23 protein-coding genes are annotated in these 23,168 nt (G+C 66.9%); 8 read left to right on the top strand and 15 right to left on the bottom strand.

The genetic code is table 11. From position 1 onward, the window contains the following. Window positions 1–27: 27 nt before the first annotated feature. Both AC1DSC_RS00225 and AC1DSC_RS00220 read right to left on the bottom strand, forming a co-directional pair. Window positions 28–654: a DUF7002 family protein gene (locus tag AC1DSC_RS00225; protein WP_062362964.1), complete on the bottom strand. Its 627-nt coding sequence runs from the start codon at window positions 652–654 to the stop codon at window positions 28–30. Between the two features lie 4 nt (window positions 655–658). After that, entirely contained in the window at window positions 659–1,600 is a 942-nt protein-coding gene (locus AC1DSC_RS00220) for an SDR family oxidoreductase (RefSeq protein ID WP_062362967.1), read from the bottom strand. A gap of 55 nt (window positions 1,601–1,655) precedes the next feature. Between AC1DSC_RS00220 and AC1DSC_RS00215 the strand changes: the two genes are divergently transcribed. Further along, window positions 1,656–2,720: a CDP-6-deoxy-delta-3,4-glucoseen reductase gene (locus AC1DSC_RS00215; protein ID WP_062362970.1), complete on the top strand. Its 1,065-nt coding sequence runs from the start codon at window positions 1,656–1,658 to the stop codon at window positions 2,718–2,720. A 37-nt stretch (window positions 2,721–2,757) separates the two neighbouring features. Continuing rightward, window positions 2,758–3,735: a Bug family tripartite tricarboxylate transporter substrate binding protein gene (locus AC1DSC_RS00210; RefSeq protein ID WP_062362972.1), complete on the top strand. Its 978-nt coding sequence runs from the start codon at window positions 2,758–2,760 to the stop codon at window positions 3,733–3,735. Window positions 3,736–3,745: 10 nt separating this feature from the next. On the opposite strand, the gene AC1DSC_RS00205 is transcribed toward AC1DSC_RS00210, so the two are convergent. The 8 genes from AC1DSC_RS00205 to AC1DSC_RS00170 form a co-directional block, all read right to left on the bottom strand. Next, entirely contained in the window at window positions 3,746–4,534 is a 789-nt protein-coding gene (locus AC1DSC_RS00205; protein WP_027730917.1) for an ABC transporter ATP-binding protein, read from the bottom strand. 16 nt (window positions 4,535–4,550) lie between these two features. Beyond that, the gene (locus tag AC1DSC_RS00200) at window positions 4,551–5,324 is read right to left on the bottom strand and encodes an ABC transporter ATP-binding protein (protein ID WP_012746437.1); all 774 of its coding nucleotides are present in this window, start codon (window positions 5,322–5,324) and stop codon (window positions 4,551–4,553) included. Between the two features lie 19 nt (window positions 5,325–5,343). Continuing rightward, the gene (locus AC1DSC_RS00195; protein ID WP_018903178.1) at window positions 5,344–6,543 is read right to left on the bottom strand and encodes an ABC transporter permease subunit; all 1,200 of its coding nucleotides are present in this window, start codon (window positions 6,541–6,543) and stop codon (window positions 5,344–5,346) included. Between the two features lie 13 nt (window positions 6,544–6,556). Beyond that, window positions 6,557–7,486 carry a branched-chain amino acid ABC transporter permease gene (locus AC1DSC_RS00190; protein WP_012746435.1) on the bottom strand — a complete coding sequence of 310 codons (930 nt, stop codon included), beginning with the start codon at window positions 7,484–7,486 and terminating at the stop codon, window positions 6,557–6,559. Between the two features lie 239 nt (window positions 7,487–7,725). Beyond that, the gene (locus tag AC1DSC_RS00185) at window positions 7,726–9,018 is read right to left on the bottom strand and encodes a replication-associated recombination protein A (protein ID WP_062362975.1); all 1,293 of its coding nucleotides are present in this window, start codon (window positions 9,016–9,018) and stop codon (window positions 7,726–7,728) included. A 20-nt stretch (window positions 9,019–9,038) separates the two neighbouring features. Beyond that, complete coding sequence (lolA, locus tag AC1DSC_RS00180) at window positions 9,039–9,671, bottom strand: outer membrane lipoprotein periplasmic chaperone LolA (protein WP_062362977.1); 633 nt, start codon at window positions 9,669–9,671, stop codon at window positions 9,039–9,041. A 154-nt stretch (window positions 9,672–9,825) separates the two neighbouring features. After that, window positions 9,826–12,225, bottom strand: a complete 2,400-nt coding sequence (locus AC1DSC_RS00175) for a DNA translocase FtsK (protein WP_026283832.1) — start codon at window positions 12,223–12,225, stop codon at window positions 9,826–9,828. Window positions 12,226–12,319: 94 nt separating this feature from the next. Continuing rightward, window positions 12,320–12,994, bottom strand: a complete 675-nt coding sequence (locus tag AC1DSC_RS00170) for a Crp/Fnr family transcriptional regulator (RefSeq protein WP_018903175.1) — start codon at window positions 12,992–12,994, stop codon at window positions 12,320–12,322. A gap of 181 nt (window positions 12,995–13,175) precedes the next feature. On the opposite strand from AC1DSC_RS00170, the gene trxB reads away from it, so the two are divergent. The 3 genes from trxB (at window position 13,176) to rpmG (ending at window position 14,733) form a co-directional block, all read left to right on the top strand. After that, the gene (gene trxB / locus AC1DSC_RS00165; protein ID WP_012746430.1) at window positions 13,176–14,135 is read left to right on the top strand and encodes a thioredoxin-disulfide reductase; all 960 of its coding nucleotides are present in this window, start codon (window positions 13,176–13,178) and stop codon (window positions 14,133–14,135) included. 179 nt (window positions 14,136–14,314) lie between these two features. Next, window positions 14,315–14,548 carry a 50S ribosomal protein L28 gene (rpmB, locus tag AC1DSC_RS00160; protein WP_007830293.1) on the top strand — a complete coding sequence of 78 codons (234 nt, stop codon included), beginning with the start codon at window positions 14,315–14,317 and terminating at the stop codon, window positions 14,546–14,548. 11 nt (window positions 14,549–14,559) lie between these two features. Continuing rightward, entirely contained in the window at window positions 14,560–14,733 is a 174-nt protein-coding gene (gene rpmG, locus AC1DSC_RS00155) for a 50S ribosomal protein L33 (RefSeq protein ID WP_007830291.1), read from the top strand. 151 nt (window positions 14,734–14,884) lie between these two features. On the opposite strand, the gene AC1DSC_RS00150 is transcribed toward rpmG, so the two are convergent. The 3 genes from AC1DSC_RS00150 to AC1DSC_RS00140 all read right to left on the bottom strand — a co-directional run bounded on the left by AC1DSC_RS00150 (window position 14,885) and on the right by AC1DSC_RS00140 (window position 19,386). Then, on the bottom strand, window positions 14,885–16,099 hold the full coding sequence (locus tag AC1DSC_RS00150) for a DesA family fatty acid desaturase (protein ID WP_012746429.1): 1,215 nt from the start codon (window positions 16,097–16,099) through the stop codon (window positions 14,885–14,887). Between the two features lie 133 nt (window positions 16,100–16,232). Continuing rightward, on the bottom strand, window positions 16,233–17,504 hold the full coding sequence (locus AC1DSC_RS00145; RefSeq protein ID WP_012746428.1) for an RsmB/NOP family class I SAM-dependent RNA methyltransferase: 1,272 nt from the start codon (window positions 17,502–17,504) through the stop codon (window positions 16,233–16,235). A 28-nt stretch (window positions 17,505–17,532) separates the two neighbouring features. After that, complete coding sequence (locus AC1DSC_RS00140) at window positions 17,533–19,386, bottom strand: M48 family metalloprotease (RefSeq protein WP_028256320.1); 1,854 nt, start codon at window positions 19,384–19,386, stop codon at window positions 17,533–17,535. A gap of 44 nt (window positions 19,387–19,430) precedes the next feature. Between AC1DSC_RS00140 and AC1DSC_RS00135 the strand changes: the two genes are divergently transcribed. Next, window positions 19,431–19,667 (top strand): DUF1653 domain-containing protein, encoded by a 237-nt coding sequence (locus AC1DSC_RS00135; protein WP_012746426.1) that lies wholly within the window; start codon window positions 19,431–19,433, stop codon window positions 19,665–19,667. A 40-nt stretch (window positions 19,668–19,707) separates the two neighbouring features. On the opposite strand, the gene AC1DSC_RS00130 is transcribed toward AC1DSC_RS00135, so the two are convergent. Continuing rightward, window positions 19,708–20,028: an I78 family peptidase inhibitor gene (locus AC1DSC_RS00130; RefSeq protein WP_012746425.1), complete on the bottom strand. Its 321-nt coding sequence runs from the start codon at window positions 20,026–20,028 to the stop codon at window positions 19,708–19,710. Between the two features lie 34 nt (window positions 20,029–20,062). Then, the gene (purN, locus tag AC1DSC_RS00125; RefSeq protein ID WP_028256321.1) at window positions 20,063–20,659 is read right to left on the bottom strand and encodes a phosphoribosylglycinamide formyltransferase; all 597 of its coding nucleotides are present in this window, start codon (window positions 20,657–20,659) and stop codon (window positions 20,063–20,065) included. 144 nt (window positions 20,660–20,803) lie between these two features. On the opposite strand from purN, the gene AC1DSC_RS00120 reads away from it, so the two are divergent. After that, entirely contained in the window at window positions 20,804–21,985 is a 1,182-nt protein-coding gene (locus tag AC1DSC_RS00120; RefSeq protein WP_028256322.1) for an acyl-CoA dehydrogenase family protein, read from the top strand. A 12-nt stretch (window positions 21,986–21,997) separates the two neighbouring features. Then, window positions 21,998–23,113, top strand: coding sequence for an acyl-CoA dehydrogenase family protein (locus tag AC1DSC_RS00115; protein WP_028256323.1), 1,116 nt, complete (start codon window positions 21,998–22,000; stop codon window positions 23,111–23,113). Window positions 23,114–23,168 lie beyond the last annotated feature (55 nt).

The raw sequence follows: 23,168 nt of genomic DNA, 5'->3' as shown, positions 1-23,168 counted from the left end.
CCCCCTCCCCCTCTTTCCTGCCTGCCCTCACGCAGCCCCGATCATTTCGGTCGCCGTGACATGGCGCATCGCGTCCGGCACGGCCGCCGCGCGCAGCACCAGCTCGGCCGGCCGATGGCTCGCAGCCCGCACCGCCTGCCCCGGCAGTGCCTCCGATGCCCATCCCTTCGGCTGCCATTGCTTGAGCGGCACCAGCGTTCGCAGCCCCCGCGGCGCGGCCTTGCGCAGGGCGCTTCCGATGTTGAATGGCGTAACGTGCGCGACAGCCTCGTGGGCGGCGGCCAGCGCATGCGCGTCGAAAGTCAGCAGCACCTGCGGCCGGCCGCGCAGGGCGGCGCGATGGCGCTGCACCCTTTCGGGGTCCAGCCAGAAGAACACGCAGCCGTTGAGCAGCGCATACCAGTCGGCCGGCGCCAGGCCGGGATCGAGGCAGCGTGCCAGTGCTCCGGGCGGCATGGGACGCTGGTCGCGGATGTAGCGGCCGTCGGGCAGCGTGACGCCCTCGGGGCGGTGCGCGCGCACCGAGGCTTCGACTTCAGTGCCGAAGGCACCGCGCCGCAGCAGCTCGTCGGTGCTGCACAGCCCCTGCTGCCGCACCGCCGGCCAGTTGGCGGCATCGACGAAATGAAAGGCCTTCGCGGGCAGGTCCGGCACGGCTTCAGGCTGCTGCTGCTTCTTCGCGCAGGCCGGTGTGCACCGTCGGGTGCGCGAGCCGCACGCGCAGTTCGCGCTTGAGCCGCGTGTTGTCGAGCCGGCGCGATTCGCCCATGAAGCTCAGCAGCTGCAAGGGCAGCTGGCGCTGGGCTTCCTCGCGGGCCACGCGCGGCGGGCGCGGCATGCCGTACAGGTCGGCCGCCAGGTCGATGTAGTCGCCCATGCGCAGCTCGGTGTCGTCCGAGGCGTGCACGATGCGCTGCGGCCGGCCCCGGAACAGCGCCGCCACGCAGGCCCGCGCAAGATCGTCGGCATGGATGTGGCTGGTGAACACGTCGTCCTCGCGCCGCAGCACCGGCGTGCCGCGCGCGAGCCGCTGGCGCGGCGTGCCGCCCTCGCGGTCGGGCGCATAGATGCCCGGGATGCGCAGGATGCTGGCGCGCACACCCGCGCTGCGGCCGAGCCAGCGCACTGCGCGCTCGGCGTCCACGCGGCGGTGGGCGCGGGGCGTGTCGGGCCGCACGGGGCGCGTTTCGCTCACGCGGGCGCCGCCGCAGTCGCCATAGACGCCGCTGGTGGAGCCGTAGACGAACGCCAGCGGCACGGAACGCAGCCGCAGCGCGCGCGCCAGCGCGGTGGTGCGCTGGTCGCGCCACCAGGCGGCGCCGCCGTCGCGCGCCGGTGGCGCCAGGTGCAGCACGCGGGTGGCCACGCCGGCCAGGCGGCGCAGCGTGGCCGGATCGTCCAGGTTGCCCTGGAGCGGACGGATGCCCGCCGCCCGCAGGGCCGGCACCCGTTCGCCCGATGAAGTGAGCGCCACCAGCTGCATGCGGCCGCGCAGGCTGCGCGCCACGCGCTGGCCGACGTCCCCGCAGCCCACGATCAGCAGGCGTTCGCGGCGAAAGCGCGCCGGCAGCGCGCCGGAAGGGCTATTGATTGAAGGCAAAATCCGAGTTCCTTTCCCTTTTCAGACCCAGGCTGAAACAAGCCGAAGAATACCGATGACTGTTGCAGCGCCGCATGAAGCGGGCTTTTCCATCACCGTCGAGCCCAGCGGGCGTCATTTCGTGGTGCATGGCGACGAAACCATTCTCGCGGCCGGCATCCGCCAGGGCATCGGCCTTCCCTATGGCTGCAAGGATGGCGCCTGCGGCTCGTGCAAGTGCCGGAAGCTCTCGGGCGAGGTCGAGCTCGGGCCGCACCAGAGCAAGGCGCTGAGCGCCGAAGAGCAGCTGGCCGGCTTCGTGCTGACCTGCTGCGCCCATGCCAAGAGCGACGTGGTGCTCGAGTCGCGCCAGGTCACCGAGGCCGGCGCCCTGCCGATCCGCAAGATGCCGGTGCGGGTGCTGGCGCTCACGCGGCTCTCCCACGACGTGATGAAGCTGCGCCTGCAGCTGCCGGCCGGCGAGCCGCTGCAGTTCCATGCGGGCCAGTATGTGGAATTCATCCTGCGCGACGGCGCGCGCCGCAGCTACTCGATGGCCAATGCGCCGCACACGCTGGCCGAGCCGGGCACGGGCATCGAGCTGCACCTGCGGCATCTGCCGGGCGGCAAGTTCACCGACCATGTGTTCGGCGCCATGAAGGAAAAGGAAATCCTTCGCATCGAAGGCCCCTACGGCAGCTTCTTCCTGCGCGAGGATTCGGCCAAGCCGATGATCCTGCTGGCTTCGGGCACCGGCTTTGCGCCCATCAAGGCGCTGCTCGAGCACATGAAGTTCAAGCGCATCGACCGGCCCGCCTCGCTCTACTGGGGCGGCCGCCGGCCCGAAGACCTCTACATGGACGCCTGGGTGCGCGAGCAGCAGAAGGAGATGCCGAACCTGCGCTACGTGCCGGTCATCTCCAACGCCACGCCGGAAGACAACTGGAACGGCCGCACGGGCTTCGTGCATCGCGCGGTGCTGGAAGACTTTGCCGACCTTTCAGGCCACCAGGTGTATGCCTGCGGCGCGCCGATCGTGGTCGACTCGGCCAGGCACGACTACGTGGCGCTGGCCGGCCTGCCCGAAGAAGAATTCTTTGCCGACGCGTTCACCACCGAGGCCGACAAGGCGCTTCCCTGATCCCCGCTTTCCCTTTTCTCCGAGACGACATCAAAGAATGAAGACGAGACACTTCCTCCTCGCGCTGCTCGCCGGCGCCACGCTGCTGGCCACCGCCGGCCAGGCCGCGGCCCAGCAGCAGCGCCCGATCCGCCTCGTGGTGCCCTACGCCGCTGGCGGCCCCATCGACGTCACGGCCCGCATGCTGGCCGAACGCGTGAAGGACTCCCTGGGCACGGTCATCATCGACAACAAGCCCGGTGCGGGCGGCAACATCGGCGCCGACATCGTGGCCAAGGCGGCGCCCGACGGCCTCACCATCGGCATTGCGGCCACCGCCACCCACGCGGTGAATCCGTGGCTCTACAGCAAGATCCCGTTCAACGCGGCGACCGACTTCGCGCCCATCACGCAGATGGTGCGCGTGCCGAACGTGCTGGTGATGAATGCGGAAACGGCGCAGCGCCTGAAGATCAACACCGTGGCCGACCTGATCCGCTACGCCAAGGCCAACCCCGCCAAGCTCAACTACGGCAGCGGCGGCAACGGCAGCGCCGGCCATCTGGCAGGCGAGCTGTTCAAGAAGCAGGCCGGCATCTTCGCGCTGCACATTCCGTACAACGGCGGCAATCCGGCGCAGCTGGCGCTGCTCTCGGGCCAGGTCGACTTCAACTTCGACAACCTGGCCACGGCGGCGCCGAACATCCGCTCGGGCAAGCTCAAGGCCATTGCCGTGACGACCTTGCAGCGCAGCAGCGCCATGCCCGAGCTGCCGCCGGTGGCCGACACGCTCAAGGGCTTCTCGATCGACACCTGGTGGGGCCTGGTGGCACCGGCCGGCACGCCGCACGACGTGGTTGTGAAGCTCAACCAGGCCTTCGTGGCGGCGCTGAACGCACCGGAAACGAAGACCCGTTTTGCCACGCTGCTGGCCGAGCCGGTCGCCAATTCGCCCGAGCAGTTCGGCGCGTTCATGAAGAGCGAACTCTCCAAGTACGAAGCCGTCGTGAAGGCGACCGGCGCCAGGGTCGACTGACCCTTGGAGATTATTCGCCGAGGTAGGCGGCCCGCACGCGCGGGTCGCTCAGCAGATCCTTGGCGTCGCCCGTCATCGTGATGAGGCCCGACTCCATCACGTAGCCGCGGTCGGCCAGCTGCAGCGCACGGTTGGCGTTCTGCTCCACCAGCAGGATGGTCACGCCTTGCGCGGCCACGGTCTGCACCACCTCGAAGATCTTGTCGCACATGATCGGCGACAGGCCCATGGTGGGCTCGTCGAGCAGCAGCACCTTGGGGCGCGCCATGAGTGCGCGGCCCATGGCCAGCATCTGCTGTTCGCCGCCCGACATGGTGCCCGCGAGCTGGTCCTTGCGCTCGCGCAGCCGCGGGAAGGTCACGAACACGCGCTCCATGTCGCTCGCGATCTCGGCCTTGTCCTTGCGGATGTAGGCACCGATCTGCAGGTTCTCGGTGATCGTCATGCGCGTGAACACGCCGCGGCCTTCGGGCACCATCACGAGGCCCTCGCCCACCAGGTCCCAGGCGCCGCGCCCCTTGATGTTGCGGCCCAGGAATTCGATGGTGCCGGCACCCGCCGGCAATGTGCCGGTGATCGCCTTCATGGTGGTGGTCTTGCCGGCGCCGTTGGAGCCGATCAGCGACACCAGTTCGCCTTCGTGGACCTCGAAGTCCACGCCCTTCACCGCCTGGATGCCGCCGTAGCCGACCTTGAGGCCGCTGACCTTGAGCAGCGTCTTGCCAGGGGCGTTGGCCGCGGTCTTGCGCGGGGTTGCAGTTGCCGTTGCCGTCGTTGTTGTTTCTTCTGCGCTCGTCATCGTCGTCGTCGCCATTTCAGTGTCCTCCGGTGCCGAGGTAGGCCTCGATCACCTTTTCGTTCTTCTGCACGTCGTAGGGCGTGCCTTCGGCGATCTGCTTGCCGTAGTCGAGCACGGTGACGCGGTCGCACAGGCCCATGATGAGCTTGACGTCGTGTTCGATGATGAGAATGGTGCGGTCGTCCTTGCGGATGCGGTCGATCAGTTCGCGCAGCAGCACCTTCTCGGTCGAGTTCATGCCGGCGGCGGGCTCGTCGAGTGCGATGAGCTGCGGGTCGGTGGCCAGTGCGCGCGCAATCTCGAGCCGGCGCTGGTCGCCGTACGACAGCGTGCGCGCCTTGTAGTCGGCGAACTTGCCGATGCCCACGTACTCGAGCAGCTCGTGCGCGCGGTCGGCGATGGCTTTTTCCTCGGCCTTGAAGCTGCCGGTGCGCAGCATCGCGCCGAACACGCCCGAATGCGTGCGGATGTGCCGCCCCACCATGACGTTCTCGAGGGCCGTCATTTCGGAGAACAGGCGGATGTTCTGGAAGGTGCGCGCAATGCCGGCCTTGGCCACTTCGTGCACGGCCGTGGGCTGGTAGGGCTTGCCGGCCAGCTCGAAACTGCCGCTGTCGGGCGTGTAGAGCCCGGTGATCACGTTGAAGAAGGTGGTCTTGCCGGCGCCGTTGGGGCCGATGAGGCCATAGACCTGGCCGCGCTTGATGGTGATGCCGACGTCGGAAAGCGCCTGCAGGCCGCCGAAGCGCTTGGAGATGCCGCGAACGTCGAGGATGGTGTCTGTCGTCATGTTGATTTTCTCCTTCGGCTCACGGATTGATCGACATGGGGCGCGAGGCCGCACCCGGCAGTTCGTCGGCCGGCGTCTCGATGCCCGGCGCATGGGTCTGCAGCGACCCCGGCGCCACCGGTGCGCCGGGGGCAGCGGCCCCCTTGCGCTGCAATGTCTTGCCGTGCTCGGGCGAAGGCCAGAGGCCGCGCGGGCGCACCAGCATGATGATGATCATGGCCAGCGCAATGAAGAGCTGGCGCAGGATGGACGCGTCGAGGCGGCCGTCGGTCATGGCCTGCAGCGGGCCGGCCACGTAGCGCAGCACCTCGGGCAGCGCAGCCAGCAGCACGGCGCCGAGGATCACGCCCGGCAGGTGGCCGATGCCGCCCAGCACCACCATGGCAACGATCATCACCGACTCCATGAGGCTGAACGACTCCGGCGAGACAAAACCCTGGAAGGCCGCGAACATGGCGCCCGACACGCCGCCGAAGCTCGCGCCCATGCCGAAGGCCAGCAGCTTCATGTTGCGGGTGTTGATGCCCATGGCCTTGGCGGCGATCTCGTCTTCGCGGATCGCCATCCAGGCGCGCCCGATGCGCGACATCTGCAGGCGGTGCGAGATGATGATCGTGGCCACCACCAGCGCAAGGAACAGGTAGTAGTAGAGCGTGACCGAGGAGATCGAGAAGCCGTCGAACTTCCATGCCTTGCCGAGGTCGAGCCCCCAGAACTTGACGGAGTCGATGGCGGTGATGCCCTTCGGGCCGTTGGTGATGTTGATCGGCTGGTCGAGGTTGTTCAGGAACACCCGGATGATCTCGCCGAAGCCGAGCGTCACGATGGCCAGGTAGTCGCCGCGCAGCTTGAGCGTGGGCGCACCGAGCAGCACGCCCAGCATGCCGGCCACCACGAGCGCCAGCGGTATCACGATGAGCAGCGAGGTGTGCAGCCCGTTCGGGAACATGGCCTTGAACCACGGAAAGGTGTCGGACAGGTGCGACGAGCCCATCAGCGCGAACAGGTAGGCCCCGATCGCAAAGAAGGCCACATAGCCCAGGTCGAGCAGGCCGGCGTAGCCGACGACGATGTTCAGGCCGAGCGAGAGCATCACGTAGAGCAATGCGATGTCGGCAATGCGCACCCAGGCGTTGCCCTGGCTCTGCAGGAAGATCGGCAGTGCGAGCACCGCGACGACGCCCAGGATGTAGAGCGCGAGGTTCTTGCTGTTCTTCATGGTGTGCTGCTCCTCAGGCCCGATCCGCCACGCGCTCGCCGAGCAGGCCCGAGGGCCGCAGCGTGAGCATGACGATCAACACGATGAAAGCGAAGATGTCGCTGTAGTTGCTGCCCAGCACGCCACCCGTGAGGGTGCCGATGTAGCCGGAGCCGATGGCTTCGATCAACCCGAGCAGGATGCCGCCGACCACCGCGCCGGCCAGGTTGCCGATGCCGCCGAACACCGCCGCGGTGAAGGCCTTGAGGCCGGGCAGGAAGCCCATCGCATGCTGCGCGATGCCGTAGTTGGAGGCGTACATGACGCCCGCGATGGCCGCGAGCACGGCACCGATGATGAACGTGGCCGAAATGACCATGTCGGGCCGGATGCCCATCAGCGCCGCGACGCGCGGGTTCTCGGCGGTGGCGCGCATCGCGCGGCCGAGCTTGGTGTAGTTGACCAGCCACATCAGCACCACGAGCGAGAACGCCGTGACGCTCAGGATCATGACCTGCGTGGGCGAGATCACCGCGCCGCCCACCTCGATGGGCGTGGTCGACAGCAGGTTGGGATAGGCCTTGTTGGTGGGCTTCCAGATGATCATGGCCAGCGTCTGCAGCAGGATCGACATGCCGATGGCCGTGATGAGCGGTGCGAGCTTGGGACTGTTGCGAAGCGGCCGGTAGGCGACCTTCTCGATCACGAAGTTGAGCGTGGCTGCAACGATGCAGGCGATGATCAGCGCGATGATGAGGATCAGCCAGCCGGGCGTGCCGGGCATGGATTCCTTCATGAGCCCGATGATGGTCCAGCTCGTGAGCGCCCCCACCATCAGCACTTCGCCGTGCGCAAAATTGATCAGGTTGATGATGCCGTACACCATGGTGTAGCCCAAGGCTATCAAGGCATACATGCTGCCCAGGACCAGACCGTTGATGATCTGCTGCAGCAATATTTCCATAACGCGTTCCCTATTTGTTGCACCGTTGCGGGGTGCTGTTCACCCACCTTGGCACCGGTTTGGCACCTTGGCTTGATAAGCAAAAAACCAGCCAACATGTGCCGCTGGCTGATTTGTGGGCGGGATTGTAAGCACCCACCAGCGCCGATTTGGTGCGCCTTGCCCGGGGTTTACCCGCTCATGCCATGCTGTATGCGAGTGAAGTCATGCATGGCGTACGCGCATGGTGAAAAGGCGTATCACTCCTCGCGCTGGCCGTTCAGGCGGCGCAGTTCACGCAGCTTCTCCGCGATGCGGATTTCAAGCCCGCGCTCGACGGGCTGGTAGAAAACCTGGCCCTCGAGGCCATCGGGCAGGTAGCGCTCGCCCGCGGCAAAGCCGCCCTCCTCGTCGTGCGCGTAGCGGTACCCCTTGCCGTAGTCGAGGTCCTTCATGAGCTTGGTGGGCGCGTTGCGCAGGTGCATCGGCACCGGGCGGGTGCTGTCCTTCTTGATGAGCGCGCGCACGGCGTTGTAGGCGGTGTAGACCGCATTCGACTTGGGCGCCATCGCCAGGTAGACCACGCACTCGGCCAGCGCGAGTTCGCCTTCGGGCGTGCCCAGGCGCTCATACACCTCGGCGGCGTCGAGCGCGAGCCGCAGCGCGCGCGGGTCGGCCAGGCCGATGTCCTCGCTGGCCATGCGCACCAGCCGGCGCGCCATGTAGCGCGGATCGGCGCCGCCGTCGAGCATGCGCACGAACCAGTAGAGCGCGGCGTCGGGGTCGCTGCCGCGCACCGACTTGTGCAGCGCGCTGATGGTGTCGTAGAACTGCTCGCCGCCCTTGTCGTAGCGCCGCATGCGTTCGCCGAGCACGCGCAGCAGCCATTCGTCGGTGATGTGGCCGAGCTTCTCGGCGCGGGCCGCGACGGCCAGCGTCTCGAGCGTGTTGAGCAGGCGCCGCGCATCGCCGTCGGCATAGGCGACGAGCCGGTCGATGGCCGTGTCCTCGATGCCCGGCACTGCCTGGATGGCCTGCGCCTTGGCCACGATCTGCTTGAGGTCGGCCTCGGTGAGCGGTTGCAGCACGTACACGGCCGCACGCGAAAGCAAGGCCGAGTTGACCTCGAACGAGGGGTTCTCGGTGGTGGCGCCAATGAAGGTGAAGAGTCCCGATTCCACATGCGGCAGGAACGCGTCCTGCTGGCTCTTGTTGAAGCGGTGCACCTCGTCGACGAAGACGATCGTGCGCCGCTGCTCCAGGCCGTCGCGCGCCGCCGTGGCGCGTTCGACCGCATCGCGGATGTCCTTCACGCCGCCGAGCACCGCGCTGATGCTGAGGAACTGCGCATCGAAGGCATCGGCCATCAGCCGCGCGATGGTCGTCTTGCCGGTGCCGGGCGGCCCCCAGAGGATGCACGAATGCGGCTGGCCCGATTCGAAGGCAATGCGCAGCGGCATGCCCGGCCCCAGCAGGTGCTGCTGGCCGATGACCTCGCCCAGCGTCTTCGGACGCAGGCGCTCGGCAAGGGGTTGATGCGAACTGGTGGCCAAACCTGCGGTGCGTCCGGTGGCTATTGCTTGATGACGTCCGCGCCGGCGGGCGCCTTGAACTCGAACACGCTGGCAGGCAGTGCCGGATTCACCTCCACCTTGCTGAACTTGAGCACCGAGCGCTGCCCGAAGCTGTCAAGGATTTCGAGCGCCGCCAGCGCGTCGCCCTGGAAGCCGACCTGCACATTCTGCAGCTGGCCGTCCTTGTTCTTGGGCGTGGCCTTGACCCACTGCAGGCCGTCGCGCTCGGGCGCGGCCTCGAGCGTGAAGTCGGCCTGCAGCGCGCGCAGGTCGGGTGCCGCGGCAATCAGCGCGGCGGGCGTCGAGCCCAGCGCCTGCGACTGGGCGCGCTGCGTGACCTGGTTCAGGTCGGCGTCGTAGAGCCACAGCGTCTTGCCGTCGGCCACGATGCTCTGGGCGAAGGGCTTCTGGTAGTCGAACTTGAACTTGCCGGGCCGCTGGAATTCGAAGGTGCCGGTGGAGGTCTTGGTGCGGCCAGGCTGGCCTTCGCGCGGCGGCGCCGTCACGGTCTGGGTGAACTCGGCGCGGCCCGACTTGACCGTCTTCACGAAGGCCTCGAGGCTTTCAAGGCCGCCGGCCCAGGCGTTGGCGGAACACAGGAGGCCGATCAACAGCCAATGGCGAATTTTCAATTGGGGTTCCTCGGAAAAAGCGATGGCGTTGACAGGACCATACCCCGCTGCGCGTTGCGCCATGTGCGGGGCTTCATGAAGTTTTGCAACGTTATTGCAGCTTTTGCAACGTGGCTGTCAGTGGGTAACGCCCAGGTGCGCAGGCATGGGCCGGCTATTCGGCGCGCGCCGGCACCAGGATCTCGCGCTGGCCGCTGCCGCTCATGGCGCTGACCAGGCCCGCCTTCTCCATGTCTTCCACCAGCCGCGCCGCGCGGTTGTAGCCGATCTTCAGGTGGCGCTGCACCAGCGAGATGCTGGCCTTGCGGTTCTTCAGCACCACTTCGACCGCCTGGTCGTACATCGGGTCCTTCTCGGCGTCGCCGCCCTCGCCCAGCATGTCGCCGTCACCGTCGACCGTGCCGCCTTCGAGCACGCCTTCGATGTAGTCGGGCTCGCCCTGGCTCTTGAGGTAGGCCACCACGCGGTGCACTTCCTCGTCGCTCACGAACGCGCCGTGCACGCGGATCGGAAGGCCCGTGCCGCTCGGCATGTAGAGCATGTCGCCCATGCCCAGCAGCGCCTCGGCGCCCATCTGGTCGAGGATGGTGCGGCTGTCGATCTTGCTCGACACCTGGAACGCGATGCGCGTGGGAATGTTGGCCTTGATGAGGCCGGTGATCACGTCGACGCTGGGCCGCTGCGTGGCCAGGATCAGGTGGATGCCGGCGGCGCGCGCCTTCTGCGCAAGGCGGGCGATGAGCTCTTCGATCTTCTTGCCCACCACCATCATCAGGTCGGCGAGTTCGTCGATCACCACCACGATGTGCGGCTCGCGCTTGAGCGGCTCGGGATCGTCGGGCGTGAGGCTGAAGGGGTTGTAGATGAACTCCTCGCGCGCCTTGGCTTCGTCGATCTTGGTGTTGTAGCCGGCCAGGTTGCGCACGCCGAGCTTGCTCATGAGCTTGTAGCGGCGCTCCATCTCGGCCACGCACCAGTTCAGGCCGTGCGCGGCCTGCCGCATGTCGGTGACCACGGGCGCCAGCAGGTGCGGAATGCCTTCGTAGACCGACATTTCGAGCATCTTCGGGTCGATCATGAGCAGGCGGACGTCGCGTGCCTCGGCCTTGTAGAGCAGCGAGAGGATCATCGCGTTGATGCCCACCGACTTGCCCGAACCGGTGGTACCGGCCACCAGCACGTGCGGCATCTTTGCCAGGTCGGCCACCACGGGGTTGCCGATGATGTCCTTGCCCAGGCCCATCGTCAGGAAGGACTTGCCTTCGTTGTAGACCTGCGAGCCGAGGATCTCGCTGAGCTTGATCGACTGGCGCTTGGCGTTCGGCAGCTCGAGCGCCATGTAGTTCTTGCCCGGGATGGTTTCGACCACGCGGATCGACACCAGCGAGAGCGAACGCGCCAGGTCCTTGGCCAGGCCGACGATCTGCGAGCCCTTGACGCCGGTGGCCGGCTCGATCTCGTAGCGCGTGATCACCGGGCCCGGCGAAGCCAGCACCACATGCACTTCGACGCCGAAGTCCTTGAGCTTCTTCTCGATCATGCGCGAGGTCATCTCGAGCGTGTCGGCCGAGACCGTTTCCTGGCGCGCCTGCGCCGCGTCGAGCAGGTCGACCTGCGGCAGCTTGCTGTCGGGCAGTTCCTTGAAGAGCGGCTTCTGGCGCTCCTTGACGACGCGGTCGCTCCTGGGCACCTCGGTCATCGCGGGCTCGATCTGCACCGGCGGCGACGCCGCGCGGCGCTTCGGGCGCGGCTCGATGCGCAGTTCTTCGTCGCCGTCGAAATCCGCCGGCTCGCCACCGTCCGCTGCACGCGAGAACGGCAGGTCTTCGGCCTCGGCACGCTCGCGGGCGGCCTGCTTGCCCATGGCGATGTCGGCCGCCATCTCGCGCTTTTCGCGGCGCGACTCGAACAGCGAATAGGCCCGCGCGCCGATGCGCTCGGCGATCTGGCTCCATGAGAAACGAAACACCAGCGCCGAGCCGATCACGCCGGCAGCGATGGCCACCAGCGCCGATCCGGTAAAGCCCATCCAGCGCACGCTTGCGGGCCCCACCAGGTAGCCCAGCACACCGCCGCCCGAACCCGGCAGGTGGGACTCGAGCCGGTACAGGCGCGACCATTCGAGCACCACGCTCGCGCACAGCAGCAGCACCAGGCCGAACCAGAACGCCAGGCGGCTGCGGTTGAAGCGCCCGCGCACCGGCTGCTCGGCCGGCGCGGCCTCGCCGCCGCGCAGCCAGTTGGCCAGCGACGAAAGCCATGCCCGCAGGCCCGCCGCGAGGCACCACCAGACCGAATAGCCGGCCAGGAAATAGCTGCCGTCGGCCAGCCAGGCGCCGATGCGGCCGCCCCAGTTCTTGATCTCGCCGCCGGTGCCGGAGGTCGACCAGGCCGCATCGGAGGGCGTGAAGCTCAGCATGGCCAGCAGCCAGAACAAGAGCCCCGCAAAGCCCGCCACCAGCGTGATCTCGTGGGCGAAGCGCATGGCGCGCAGGCGCACCGGCTGCCCCTCGGCGGCAGAAGAAGATTGAAGTGTATTGAGCGAATAGGTCATGAAAAACGCGGCACCCAATCCTTCGAAACGGCGGCTGGATGCCTGAACACTACAACAAAAGGGTGCGGCCGCCTGAAGCGCCGGACCCGGCGGCTCAAGCCAGGGACAAGAGCCGGTCCTTGACGATCATGGAGCCGTCGTCCTGGGTCTGGACAAATCCGCGCTCCTCGAGATCCTTCATCACGCGGCTCACCATTTCGCGCGAGGCGCCCACCATTTTCGCGAGATCCTGGCGCGAGATCTTGTCGCGCACCTTCAGGTTGCCTGCCCCATCGTCGATCGCGAACTCGAGCAGCGAGCGCGCCACGCGCCCATAGACGTCCATCAGCGCAAGCGACTCGATCTTGCGGTCGGCATGGCGCAGGCGCTGCACCAGGCCGCGCATGATGTTGTAGGCCATCGAGGAGTTCTCGGGCAGGCAGCGTGCGAAGGCGTCCCGGTCCAGCATGAGTACGTCGCACTGGATCTCGGTGCGCACCGTGGCCGAATGGGGCTCGTCGTCGATCAGGCTCATCTCGCCGATGTAGTCGCCGGGATGCAAGGTGGCAAGGATCACCTCGCGCCCGCGGTTGTCGGCGCTCGTCACGCGCGCGCGTCCGGTCAGGATGATGTAGAGCGCGTCCGATTTCTTGCCCTGCTCGACAACGACTTCGGCCCGCTTGAAGCGCTTCTTGATGATCGCATCCGCAATGCTTGCAGACTGCGAGGACGTGAGCGAGGCAAACAGCGGAACGCGCCGCAGCAACTCAAGATTGGACAGCATCGACATTTATCAATCCCTGATACGGCGTGCGCAAGCTCGTCCATCGTGGGCCCGATGGATTACTACAATCGCGCGCATTGAAAACACCGTGCACCCGGTGTTGAACCGAGCGGTGATACTCCACATATATCGCTACCACCCTGAAAATGTACACGCTGAAGCAGCGCAAATCCTAGGTTTTCCACTCATGTCCGCTCCCCAACACGCCAAGGTCTTGATTCTGGGCTCCGGCCCGGCCGGCTACACCGCCGCCGTCTACGCAGCCCGCGCAAACCTCCAGCCGCTGCTCATCACGGGCATTGCCCAGGGCGGCCAATTGATGACGACCACCGAGGTCGACAACTGGCCCGCGGACGTGCATGGCGTGCAGGGCCCCGAGCTCATGCAGCGTTTTCTCGAGCACGCAGAGCGCTTCAAGACGCAGATCGTCTTCGACCACATCAACAAGGTCGACCTCGGCAAGCGCCCGTTCACGCTGACCGGCGACAGTGGCACCTACACCTGCGATTCGCTGATCATTGCCACGGGTGCTTCCGCCAAGTACCTGGGGATCGACTCGGAACAGAAATTCATGGGCCGCGGCGTCTCGGCCTGCGCCACCTGTGACGGCTTCTTCTACCGCGAGCAGGAAGTGTGCGTGATCGGCGGCGGCAACACCGCCGTCGAGGAAGCCCTGTACCTGGCCAACATCGCGAACAAGGTCACGCTGGTGCACCGCCGCGACAAGTTCCGCGCCGAGCCCATCCTGATCGACAAGCTCATGGAGAAGGTCGCCGAAGGCAAGATCGTCCTGAAGCTGCACAACGAACTCGACCAGGTGCTGGGCGACGACACGGGCGTGACGGGCATCCGCATCAAGAACACGCAAAGCGGCGCCACCGAGCAGATCGACCTCAAGGGCTGCTTCATCGCGATCGGCCACCACCCCAACACCGACATCTTCCAGGGCCAGCTGGAAATGAAGGACAACTACATCCTGACCCGCTCGGGCCTGCAGGGCTTTGCCACGATGACCAGCATTCCGGGCGTCTTTGCCGCCGGCGACGTGCAGGACAACGTGTACCGCCAAGCCATCACGAGCGCCGGCACCGGCTGCATGGCCGCGCTGGACGCCCAGCGCTTCCTCGAGCAGGACGGCACGCTTTAAGCGGGCAGCCCCAAAAGGGCTATAATCCAAGGCTTTGCCGAAATAGCCCCTTTCAACCGGGGCCGAGAATCCAGGCAAAGCCGGGGTACCGCCACCCGTTTTCTGGCGAGGTCAAGCTGCAAAACACCTGCAATCGCCACGATTGCGCCGGTGCCAGCTGTTCAAGAAAGAGTGTCCTCATGGCACGCGTATGCGACGTAACGGGCAAAGGCCCGATGGTCGGAAACAACGTTTCCCACGCCAACAACAAAACCAAGCGCCGGTTCCTGCCGAACCTGCAATACCGCCGTTTCTGGGTCGAGACTGAAAACCGCTGGGTTCGCCTGCGTGTTTCGAGCGCCGCACTGCGCCTGATCGACAAGAACGGCATCGACGCCGTGCTCGCAGACCTGCGTGCACGCGGCCAAGCTTAAGGAGCTGAATCATGGCAACGAGCAAAGGCGGACGCGAAAAGATCAAGCTGGAATCCACCGCGGGTACCGGCCACTTCTACACGACCAGCAAGAACAAGAAGACGATGCCTGAAAAGATGTCGATCATGAAGTTCGACCCCAAGGCACGCAAGCACGTCGAATACAAGGAAATCAAGCTGAAGTAATTCGGCCCCGGTTTCCCCCACGAAAAACCCGCTGCTCACCCAGCGGGTTTTTTGTTGCCTGTCGAATCACGCGCAGCGCGGGGTGCGGCAGGCACAAACAAAAAAGCCGGCCCATGGGCCGGCTTCTTGATGGGCGCGAACGCCCGCCTGATCAGGCGCGTGCAGCGCGCAAGCGGGTCGAGAACTCGCGCAGGCCGGCGATGCCGCTGGCCTCCGCGCGGTGGCACCAGGCCGCCAGGTCGGCCGCCAGCTGCTCGCGCGACTGCGAGGTGTTGAGCCAGAGCTGGCGCAGCTCTTCGCGCATGGTGACCATCTTGTCGATCACCGGGTGGGCAGCGCGCGCCTGCACGAGGTGCGAGCGGGCCGATGCGGGCACCTTGTCGTCGTCGCGATGCAGCCAGTTCTTGGCCGCCTTGAGCACCGAAATGTCGCCGCCCTTGGTCTTGAGCGCAGCCAGTTCGGCCTTGGTGACGCGGCGCATCTCGCGGGCATAGCCGGCCATGACTTCATAGCGGTTGGCAATGACGGCCTCGAGCGTCTTCTCGTTGGCCACGGGCTGGATGTCGCCCATCAGCATCTTCGGCGGCACCTTCTTGACCTTGGCCCAGCCGATCTTCTGCATCATCTGGATGTAGACCCAGCCGATGTCGAATTCGTACTTCTTGACCGAGAACTTGGCCGAGGTGGGATACGTGTGGTGGTTGTTGTGCAGCTCTTCGCCACCGATGATCAGGCCCCAGGGCGAGACATTGCGGCTGGCGTCCGGCGCCTCGAAGTTGCGGTAGCCCCAGTAGTGGCCGATGCCGTTGATGATGCCGGCCGCGGTGATCGGGATCCACAGCATCTGCACGGCCCAGACCGTGAGGCCGAGCGCGCCGAACAGCGCCAGGTTGATGACCAGCATGAGGCCCACGCCCTGCCAGCTGTAGCGGGTGTACAGGTTGCGCTCGAGCCAGTCGTCGGGCGTGCCGTGGCCGTAGCGCTCCATCGTTTCCTTGTTCTTCGACTCGGCGCGATACAGCTCGGCGCCGCGCCACAGGACTTCGTCGATGCCCTTGACCTGCGGGCTGTGCGGGTCTTCTTCGGTTTCGCACTTGGCGTGGTGCTTGCGGTGGATGGCCACCCATTCCTTGGTCACCATGCCGGTGCCGAGCCACAGCCAGAAGCGGAAGAAATGCGAGGGGATCGGGCCCAGATCCATGGCCCGGTGCGTCTGCGTGCGGTGCAGGAAGATCGTGACCGCAGCGATCGTGATGTGCGTGGTGACGAGCGTGTACAGCACGACTTGCCACCATGTGAGGTCCCACAAGCCGTGTCCGAGCCAGTCGATGGCCGCGCTCAAAACGGCAGAGTCAGGAATCAACATTGAATTAAGTGCTCCATGGCCACACGAAGGTGCAGCCTTTCAGTTAACCCGCGATTTTAAGGCGGCAGGGCCAAAATGAGGCCCTTTGCCCTTCCTTGAAGGCGCAGATTTACCCTAATTTGGAGTGCCGTGCCTATTTGCGGTTCCACACCGCGGCAAAGAAACCGTCCGTGGCGTGGCGGTGCGGCCACAGCCGCAGATAGCGCCGCCCGTCCGCTCCGCCTGCGCAGAGCGCCTCGAAACCCTCCACCTTGAGCCCCTGCAGCAGTTCCGCGGCGTCCTGGGGCACGAAATCGGGGTTGGCGGCGCTGAAAGCCTCGGCAATGGCCTCGTTTTCCTCGGGCAGCACGCTGCAGGTGGCATAGACCAGCCGTCCGCCCGATTTCAGCAGGCGCGCCGCGCTTTGCAGGATGGCGGCCTGCTTGACCGTCAGTTCCTCGACCGATTGGGGCGACTGGCGCCATTTCAGGTCCGGATTGCGGCGCAGCGTGCCCAGGCCCGAGCAGGGTGCGTCCACCAGCACGCGGTCGATCTTGCCGGCCAAGCGCTTGATGCGGTCGTCCCGCTCGTGCGCGATGGCGGCCGGATGCACGTTCGACAGCTTGCTGCGCGCGAGCCGCGGCTTGAGCGCGTCGAGCCGGTGGGCCGAGGTGTCGAAGGCGTAGAGCCGGCCGGTGTTGCGCATGGTCGCGCCGATGGCCAGCGTCTTGCCGCCGGCACCGGCGCAAAAATCGACCACCATCTCGCCCCGCTTGGCATCCAGCAGCAGCGCGAGCAGTTGGGAACCCTCGTCCTGCACCTCGACGGCGCCGCGGGCGAAGGCGTCCAGTTTGGTCAGCGCGGGCTTGCCGTCGATCCGCAGGCCCCAGGGCGAGAACGGCGTTGCTTCCGATTTGATAGCAGCTTTCGCAAGCTCCGCCTTGACTTCGGCGCGCTTGTCGGTCAGCGCATTGACGCGGAGATCGAGCGGCGCGGGCTGCTGCAGGCTTTCGACCAGCGCCCAGAAACCGTCGCCCAGCTGGGCCTTGAGCGGCCCCACCAGCCATTCGGGCAGGTTGTGGCGATGGCGTTCGAGCAGATCGTCCGGCTTGACGGCGTCGCAGTTGTCGAGCCAGCGCTTTTCGGTGTCGTTGAGGGCGCTCTTGAGGAAGTCGCGCGGGCCGTGAAAGCCCAGGATCGCCATGCGGCGCTCCTTCGAGCCGCTGCCCGAGGGCGAGAGGTGGTCGAACAGCAGCTTCTTGCGCAGCACGGTGTAGACGGTTTCGGCAAGCGTGGCGCGCTCGCGCGGGCCGAACTCGCGGTGGTCGCGGAAAAAGCGCGAAACGACCTGGTCGGCCGGGTGATCGAATTTCAGGACAAGGCCGACCAGATCGGCGGTGGCCTCCAACAGGGCTTTGGGGTGCATGCCCCGATTGTCTCAGCCGGGCGGCCCGCTACGCGGTGCGCGTCCAGATCGCCCCGAAAGCCTGCCGCTCGATCTCCTCCAGCGTCGGCGAATGGCCGGCCCAGAGCACCAGCGCCGCGCCCGGCAGGCTCAGCGTGTGTTCGAGCTGGCGGCAGAGCTGCCAGCGGTCGTCGTCGTCCAGCCCCGGCAACTCGACGAACACGACGTAGGCCCGGCGCCACGGGAATTCGCGCAGGATCTTGCGCACCAGCCAGGCCCGCGAAACGGGCAGGCAGCGCGCGAGGTCGGCCCGCAGCTCGCCCAGTTCGTGGTCGCCCAGGTCGTGCCGGGCGATCTGGCTGAAGAAAGGCGTCTCGGTGATCTCTTCCCAGGCGCGGGCTTCGGCTTCCTCGGCCTCCTTGAGGCGGCCGCGCCACAGCTTGAGCGCGTCCTCGTCGTGCGCGCCCGCATCGGGGTCCTCGAGCGCGGCCACGGCACTTTTCGCGGCCCACCAGCGGCTCGCCGCGCTGGAGCCGTACAGGCGCTCGAGCACCGCCAGGCGCGCCGCGCGGTCGCGCAGGGGCAGCATCTGGGCCAGTCCGCGCAGCGCGCCGGCGTGCTCGGGCGCGATCTGGAGTGCGCGCTCATAGCGGACACGCACCGGGGCGGCCGGATCGAGCCGGCGTTCGGCATCCGCCCACTCCACCAGCTCGTCGGGCGTGTTGCGCTCGCCCCGCGCCGCGAGCAGCTCGACGCGCTCGCGGATGCGCGAGCGATGCGCGTGGTGCTGCTTCCAGTCGCCGGCATGGGCGCGGCGCCACTGGTTGTCGAAATGCGCGATCCACTTGGCGCTGTCGGCCAGCATGCCCAGCGCGGGTTCGACCGACCAGGGCGGCACCACGGCCTTCTGGCCGAGCGCCTCGAGCCGGTCGCGCAGCACGGGATGGGTGTCTTCCAGGTCGCTCACGCGTCGCATGGCTTCGCGCAGGGCCTGGCGCGCGAATTCGGCGTCCGGCGGCGTGGCGGCGCGCTGGCTCAGGGCCTCGAAGGGACCGGGCGGCTGCGGCTCGCGTTCGGCGCGCGCCCAGTGCGAGGCCCAGAACTCGTCGGCATACCAGCGGGCCTTGATGGCGATCTCGGTCAAGGCGGCCGCGGCCACGGGCGTGCCCAGCAGCCGGCCGGAGATGCGGTCGGCTTCGTATTCGTCCTGCCGCGCAAGCGCGAAGGTGCGGGCCGCGAAACGCGGAAAGTACCAGCGGAAGAAGGCTTGCGACACCAGCGCCATCACGCCTTCGTCGCGCTGCAGGCTGGCGTCCAGCTTCAGCCATGAAAGCCGCGTGCGGTAGATCCAGGCACTGAGCTTGCCGTGGTTGCCGCGCAGGTGCCCGTATTCATGGGCGAGCACCGACAGCAGCCGCCGCCGGTCCAGCATCATGAGCAGCGGCAGCCCGATGCTCAGGGAGTTGACCGCCCCGCCGAACAGCCCGAAGCGCGGTACCTGCCGGATGCTGGCATTGAACTCGTCGTCGAGATAGACGCGGTGGACCGGCGGCCCCTTGATCTTCTTGCGGATGCGCTCGAGCGCCTCGAACAGCGCGGGCGCATCGGCGCGCGAAAGCTCGCGCCCTTCAGGCTCGTCGAACCGGACCCAGAGCGCGCGCAGCGTGGCCCAGAGCAGGCCCAGGGCGAACAGCAGCAGCCAGCCGCGCGTGAAGCTGAAACGCCCGCGTCCGGCCGCCAGCGCGACCCAGGCGATGATGCCGACCGAAAGCGCAAGGCAAGCCAGCACCCAGAGATAGCCGAGCGCCGCAAAAGCCGCGACGCCGCGCCGGTAGCGCGCGCTGTCGTCCGCGCTGGCATGCTCGCTCAGCCTGACGAGGTGAACAAAATCAGCGCGATCCATCCGACTTTCCTCCACCAGCCTCCCATTGAAAGGCCAGCAAGAACATGAACGACGACAACGACCTGCCACCCCTGATCGAGACGCCCCCCGGCCGCTATCGGCACTACAAGGGCGGCGAATACGAGGTGCTGGGCACCGTGCGCCACAGCGAAACGCTGGAGCCGATGACGCTGTACCGCGCGCTCTATGGTGCGAAAGGGCTGTGGGTCCGCCCGGCTGCGATGTTCGAGGGCACGGTGGAGATCGACGGCGTCATCCAACCGCGCTTCGCGCCGATCTAGAACACCAGGTATTCGACGACAGCGCCGGCCCCAGTGCGCCTCAGCCGCAGCGGACGTCCGTCACGCGGCCGCGTGCATCCACGTCGAGGTTCAGGCGCCCGCCGTTGAGTTCCATCGTCACTGCCTCGCCGGGCTTCAGCGCACGCACCGTGCCCGCACCGGCGCGTACGCGGGCGGCGGCCTCGAGCTGGGGCGACAGCGGCTGGCCGACGGCGAAGCGCGCGCCGTCCGCATTGCACTGGAACACCGGCTCGGGCGGTGCAGCGGATGCGGATGCAGGGGTTGGTGCGGGGGCTGGCGCGGCGCAGGCCGACAACAGGACAGCGCCGGCGACCGCGGACAGTAGCGATTGGGTTTTCATTCGTGCTCCCGAAAACCCGCGAATATAAACAAATTTAAGACGTGTGACTTGATGTATCTGCAAGCCACGCGGCAATGGCGCGTGGATACAACTGATGCTCCTGCGCGAGCACCCGGCCGGCCAGCGTGGCGGCCGTGTCGTCCGGCAGCACCGGCACCACCGCCTGATCCAGGATCGGACCGTGGTCGAGTTCGGTCGTGACCTGGTGCACCGTGACGCCCGCCACCTTGCAGCCGGCATCGATGGCCCGCTGGTGCGTGTTCAGCCCCGCAAAGGCCGGCAGCAAGGAGGGATGGATGTTGATCAGGCGGCCGGCGTAGCGCCCGACGAAGCCCGGCGTCAGGATGCGCATGAAGCCCGCCAGCACCACCAGCGCCGGCGAATGCGCGTCGACCGCCTTCGCCAGCGCCTCGTCGAAGGCCTCGCGCGTCGCGAAGTCCTTGTGCGGGACCACGGCGGTTGCGATGCCGTGGGCCCTGGCGACGGCAAGCCCCCCTGCGTCGGCCTTGTTGCTGACGACCGCGGCAATGCGCGCGCCGAAGCGCTCGGGCCAGCGGTCGCGCTCGGCGGCGCGCACGATGGCCGCCATGTTGGAGCCGCCGCCGGAAATCAGGATCACGATGTTCTTCATGGGAGGCCGGGATTATCTGTGCTCCGCCCGCGTTGTCGCCGCGCGGACACCGATTCACAGCACGACCGTGCTAAAACTCGAAGCTCCGGAGACATGCCGCCGCAGCCGCGACGGCGGCGGACCGATCAACACAGCGAGGCACGCATGGATTTGAGCTTCACGCCCGAAGAACAGCAGTTCCGCGAAGAAATTCGCGCCTGGGTCAGAGAAAACCTTCCCCAAGAAATTTCGCACAAGGTGCACAACGCGCTCGAGCTGACGCGCGACGATTTGCAGGGCTGGGCCAAGATTCTTGGCAAGAAGGGCTGGCTCGGCTACGGCTGGCCGAAGGAATTCGGCGGCCCGGGCTGGACCGCCATCCAGCGCCACCTGTTCGAGGAAGAAACCGCGCTGGCCGGCGCGCCGCGCATCATCCCGTTCGGCCCCGTGATGGTCGCCCCGGTGATCATGGCCTTCGGCAATGCCGAGCAGCAGAAGCGCTTTCTTCCCGGCATCGCGAGCGGCGAGGTCTGGTGGAGCCAGGGCTACAGCGAGCCCGGCTCGGGCTCCGACCTGGCCTCGGTCAAGACCAAGGCAGAGCGCCACGGCGACAAGTACATCGTCAACGGCCAGAAGACCTGGACCACCCTCGGCCAGCATGGCGACTGGATGTTCAACCTCGTGCGCACCAGCAACGAGGGCAAGCCCCAGACCGGCATCAGCTTTCTGCTGCTCGACATGAAGTCGCCCGGCGTCACGGTGCGGCCGATCAAGCTGCTGGACGGCAGCCATGAAGTGAACGAGGTGTTCTTCGACAACGTCGAGGTGCCGGCCGAGAACCTGATCGGCGAGGAGAACAAGGGCTGGACCTACGCCAAGCACCTGCTCTCGCATGAGCGCACCAACATCGCCGACGTGAACCGCGCCAAGCGCGAGCTCGAGCGCCTGAAGCGCATCGCCAAGAGCGAAGGCGTCTACGACGACCAGCGCTTCCGCGACGAGATCGCCAAGCTGGAGGTCGACATCGTCGCGCTCGAGATGATGGTGCTGCGCGTGCTTTCGGCCGCCACCTCGGGCAAGAATTCGCTCGATGTCGCGGGCCTGCTCAAGATCCGCGGCAGCGAGATCCAGCAGCGCTACAGCGAACTGATGATGCTGGCCGGCGGCGCCTATTCGCTGCCGCTCATCCGCGAAGCGATGGAAGCCGGCTGGCAGGGCAACTTCCCGGGCGGCAACCCGGCGCTCGCGCCGCTTGCATCGACCTTCTTCAACATGCGCAAGACCACCATCTACGGCGGCTCGAACGAAGTGCAACGCAACATCGTCGCCCAGACGGTGCTGGGCTGAGGAGACAAGAACATGGATTTCAATTTCACCGACGACCAGGAACAACTGCGCGACGCCGTTCGCAAGTGGGTCGACAAGGGCTATGACTTCGAACGCCGCCGCAGCATCGAGGCCCACGGCGGCTTCTCGCGCGAGGCCTGGGACGAACTGGCCGAGCTCGGCCTGGGCGGCCTCTACATCGCCGAGGACGACGGCGGCCTGGGCATGGGTCCGGTGGCCGGCATGGTGGTGATGGAAGAGCTGGGCCGCGGCATCGTGCTGGAGCCCTTTGCGCAGACGCTGATCGCCGGCGCCGTGCTGGGCGGCTACGCCGGTGCCGACACCAAGGACAACTGGCTGCCGCGCATCGCCGGCGGCCAGGCCATCGTGGTGCTGGCTCATCAGGAACGCAAGTCGCGCTATCGCCTCGACGTGTGCGAGGCCCATGCGGCCAAGGCCGGCGACGGCTGGTCGCTGACCGGTGCCAAGAGCGTGGTGCCCGTGGGCGACGAGGCCGACGCCTACCTGGTGCCGGCCAAGGCCGACGGCAGGATCGCCCTCTTCCTGGTCGAACGCAGCGCGAGCGGCGTCGAGGCCCGCGGCTACGGAACGCAGGACGGCGGCCGCGCGGCCGAGGTGGTGTTCGACAAGGCAGACGCCACGCTGGTCACGGCCGACGGCCTGGCCGCGCTCGAATATGCGGTGGACGTCGGCATTGCCGCCACCTGCGCCGAAGCGGTCGGCGTGATGGACAAGACCCTGGCCCTCACCGTCGACTACATGAACCAGCGCAAGCAGTTCGGCGTGACCATCTCCACCTTCCAGGCGCTGCGCCACCGCGTGGCCGACATGAAGATGCAGCTCGAGCTCGCGCGCTCGATGAGCTACTACGCCACGCTCAAGCTCAATGCGCCCGCCGAGGAGCGGCGCCAGGCGCTGGCACGCGCCAAGTACCAGCTGGGCGTGTCGATGCGTTTTGTCGCCGCGAATTCGGTGCAGCTGCATGGCGGCATCGGCGTGACCGACGAATACATCGGCAGCCACTATTTCCGCAAGCTCACGCAGCTCGAAATGACCTTCGGCGACACACTGCACCACCTGGGCGAAGTGTCGGCGCGCATGCAGGACACGGCCGGCGTCTTCGCCTGACGGAGTTTTTCCCATAGCATCCAACGCCCGCCCGCCTTGCGCCGGCGGGCGTTCT

This window comes from Variovorax sp. 01N425 (assembly GCF_056399465.1).
Note: the sequence above shows the minus strand (reverse complement) of the source record. Positions and strands in the feature narration are given on the sequence as shown.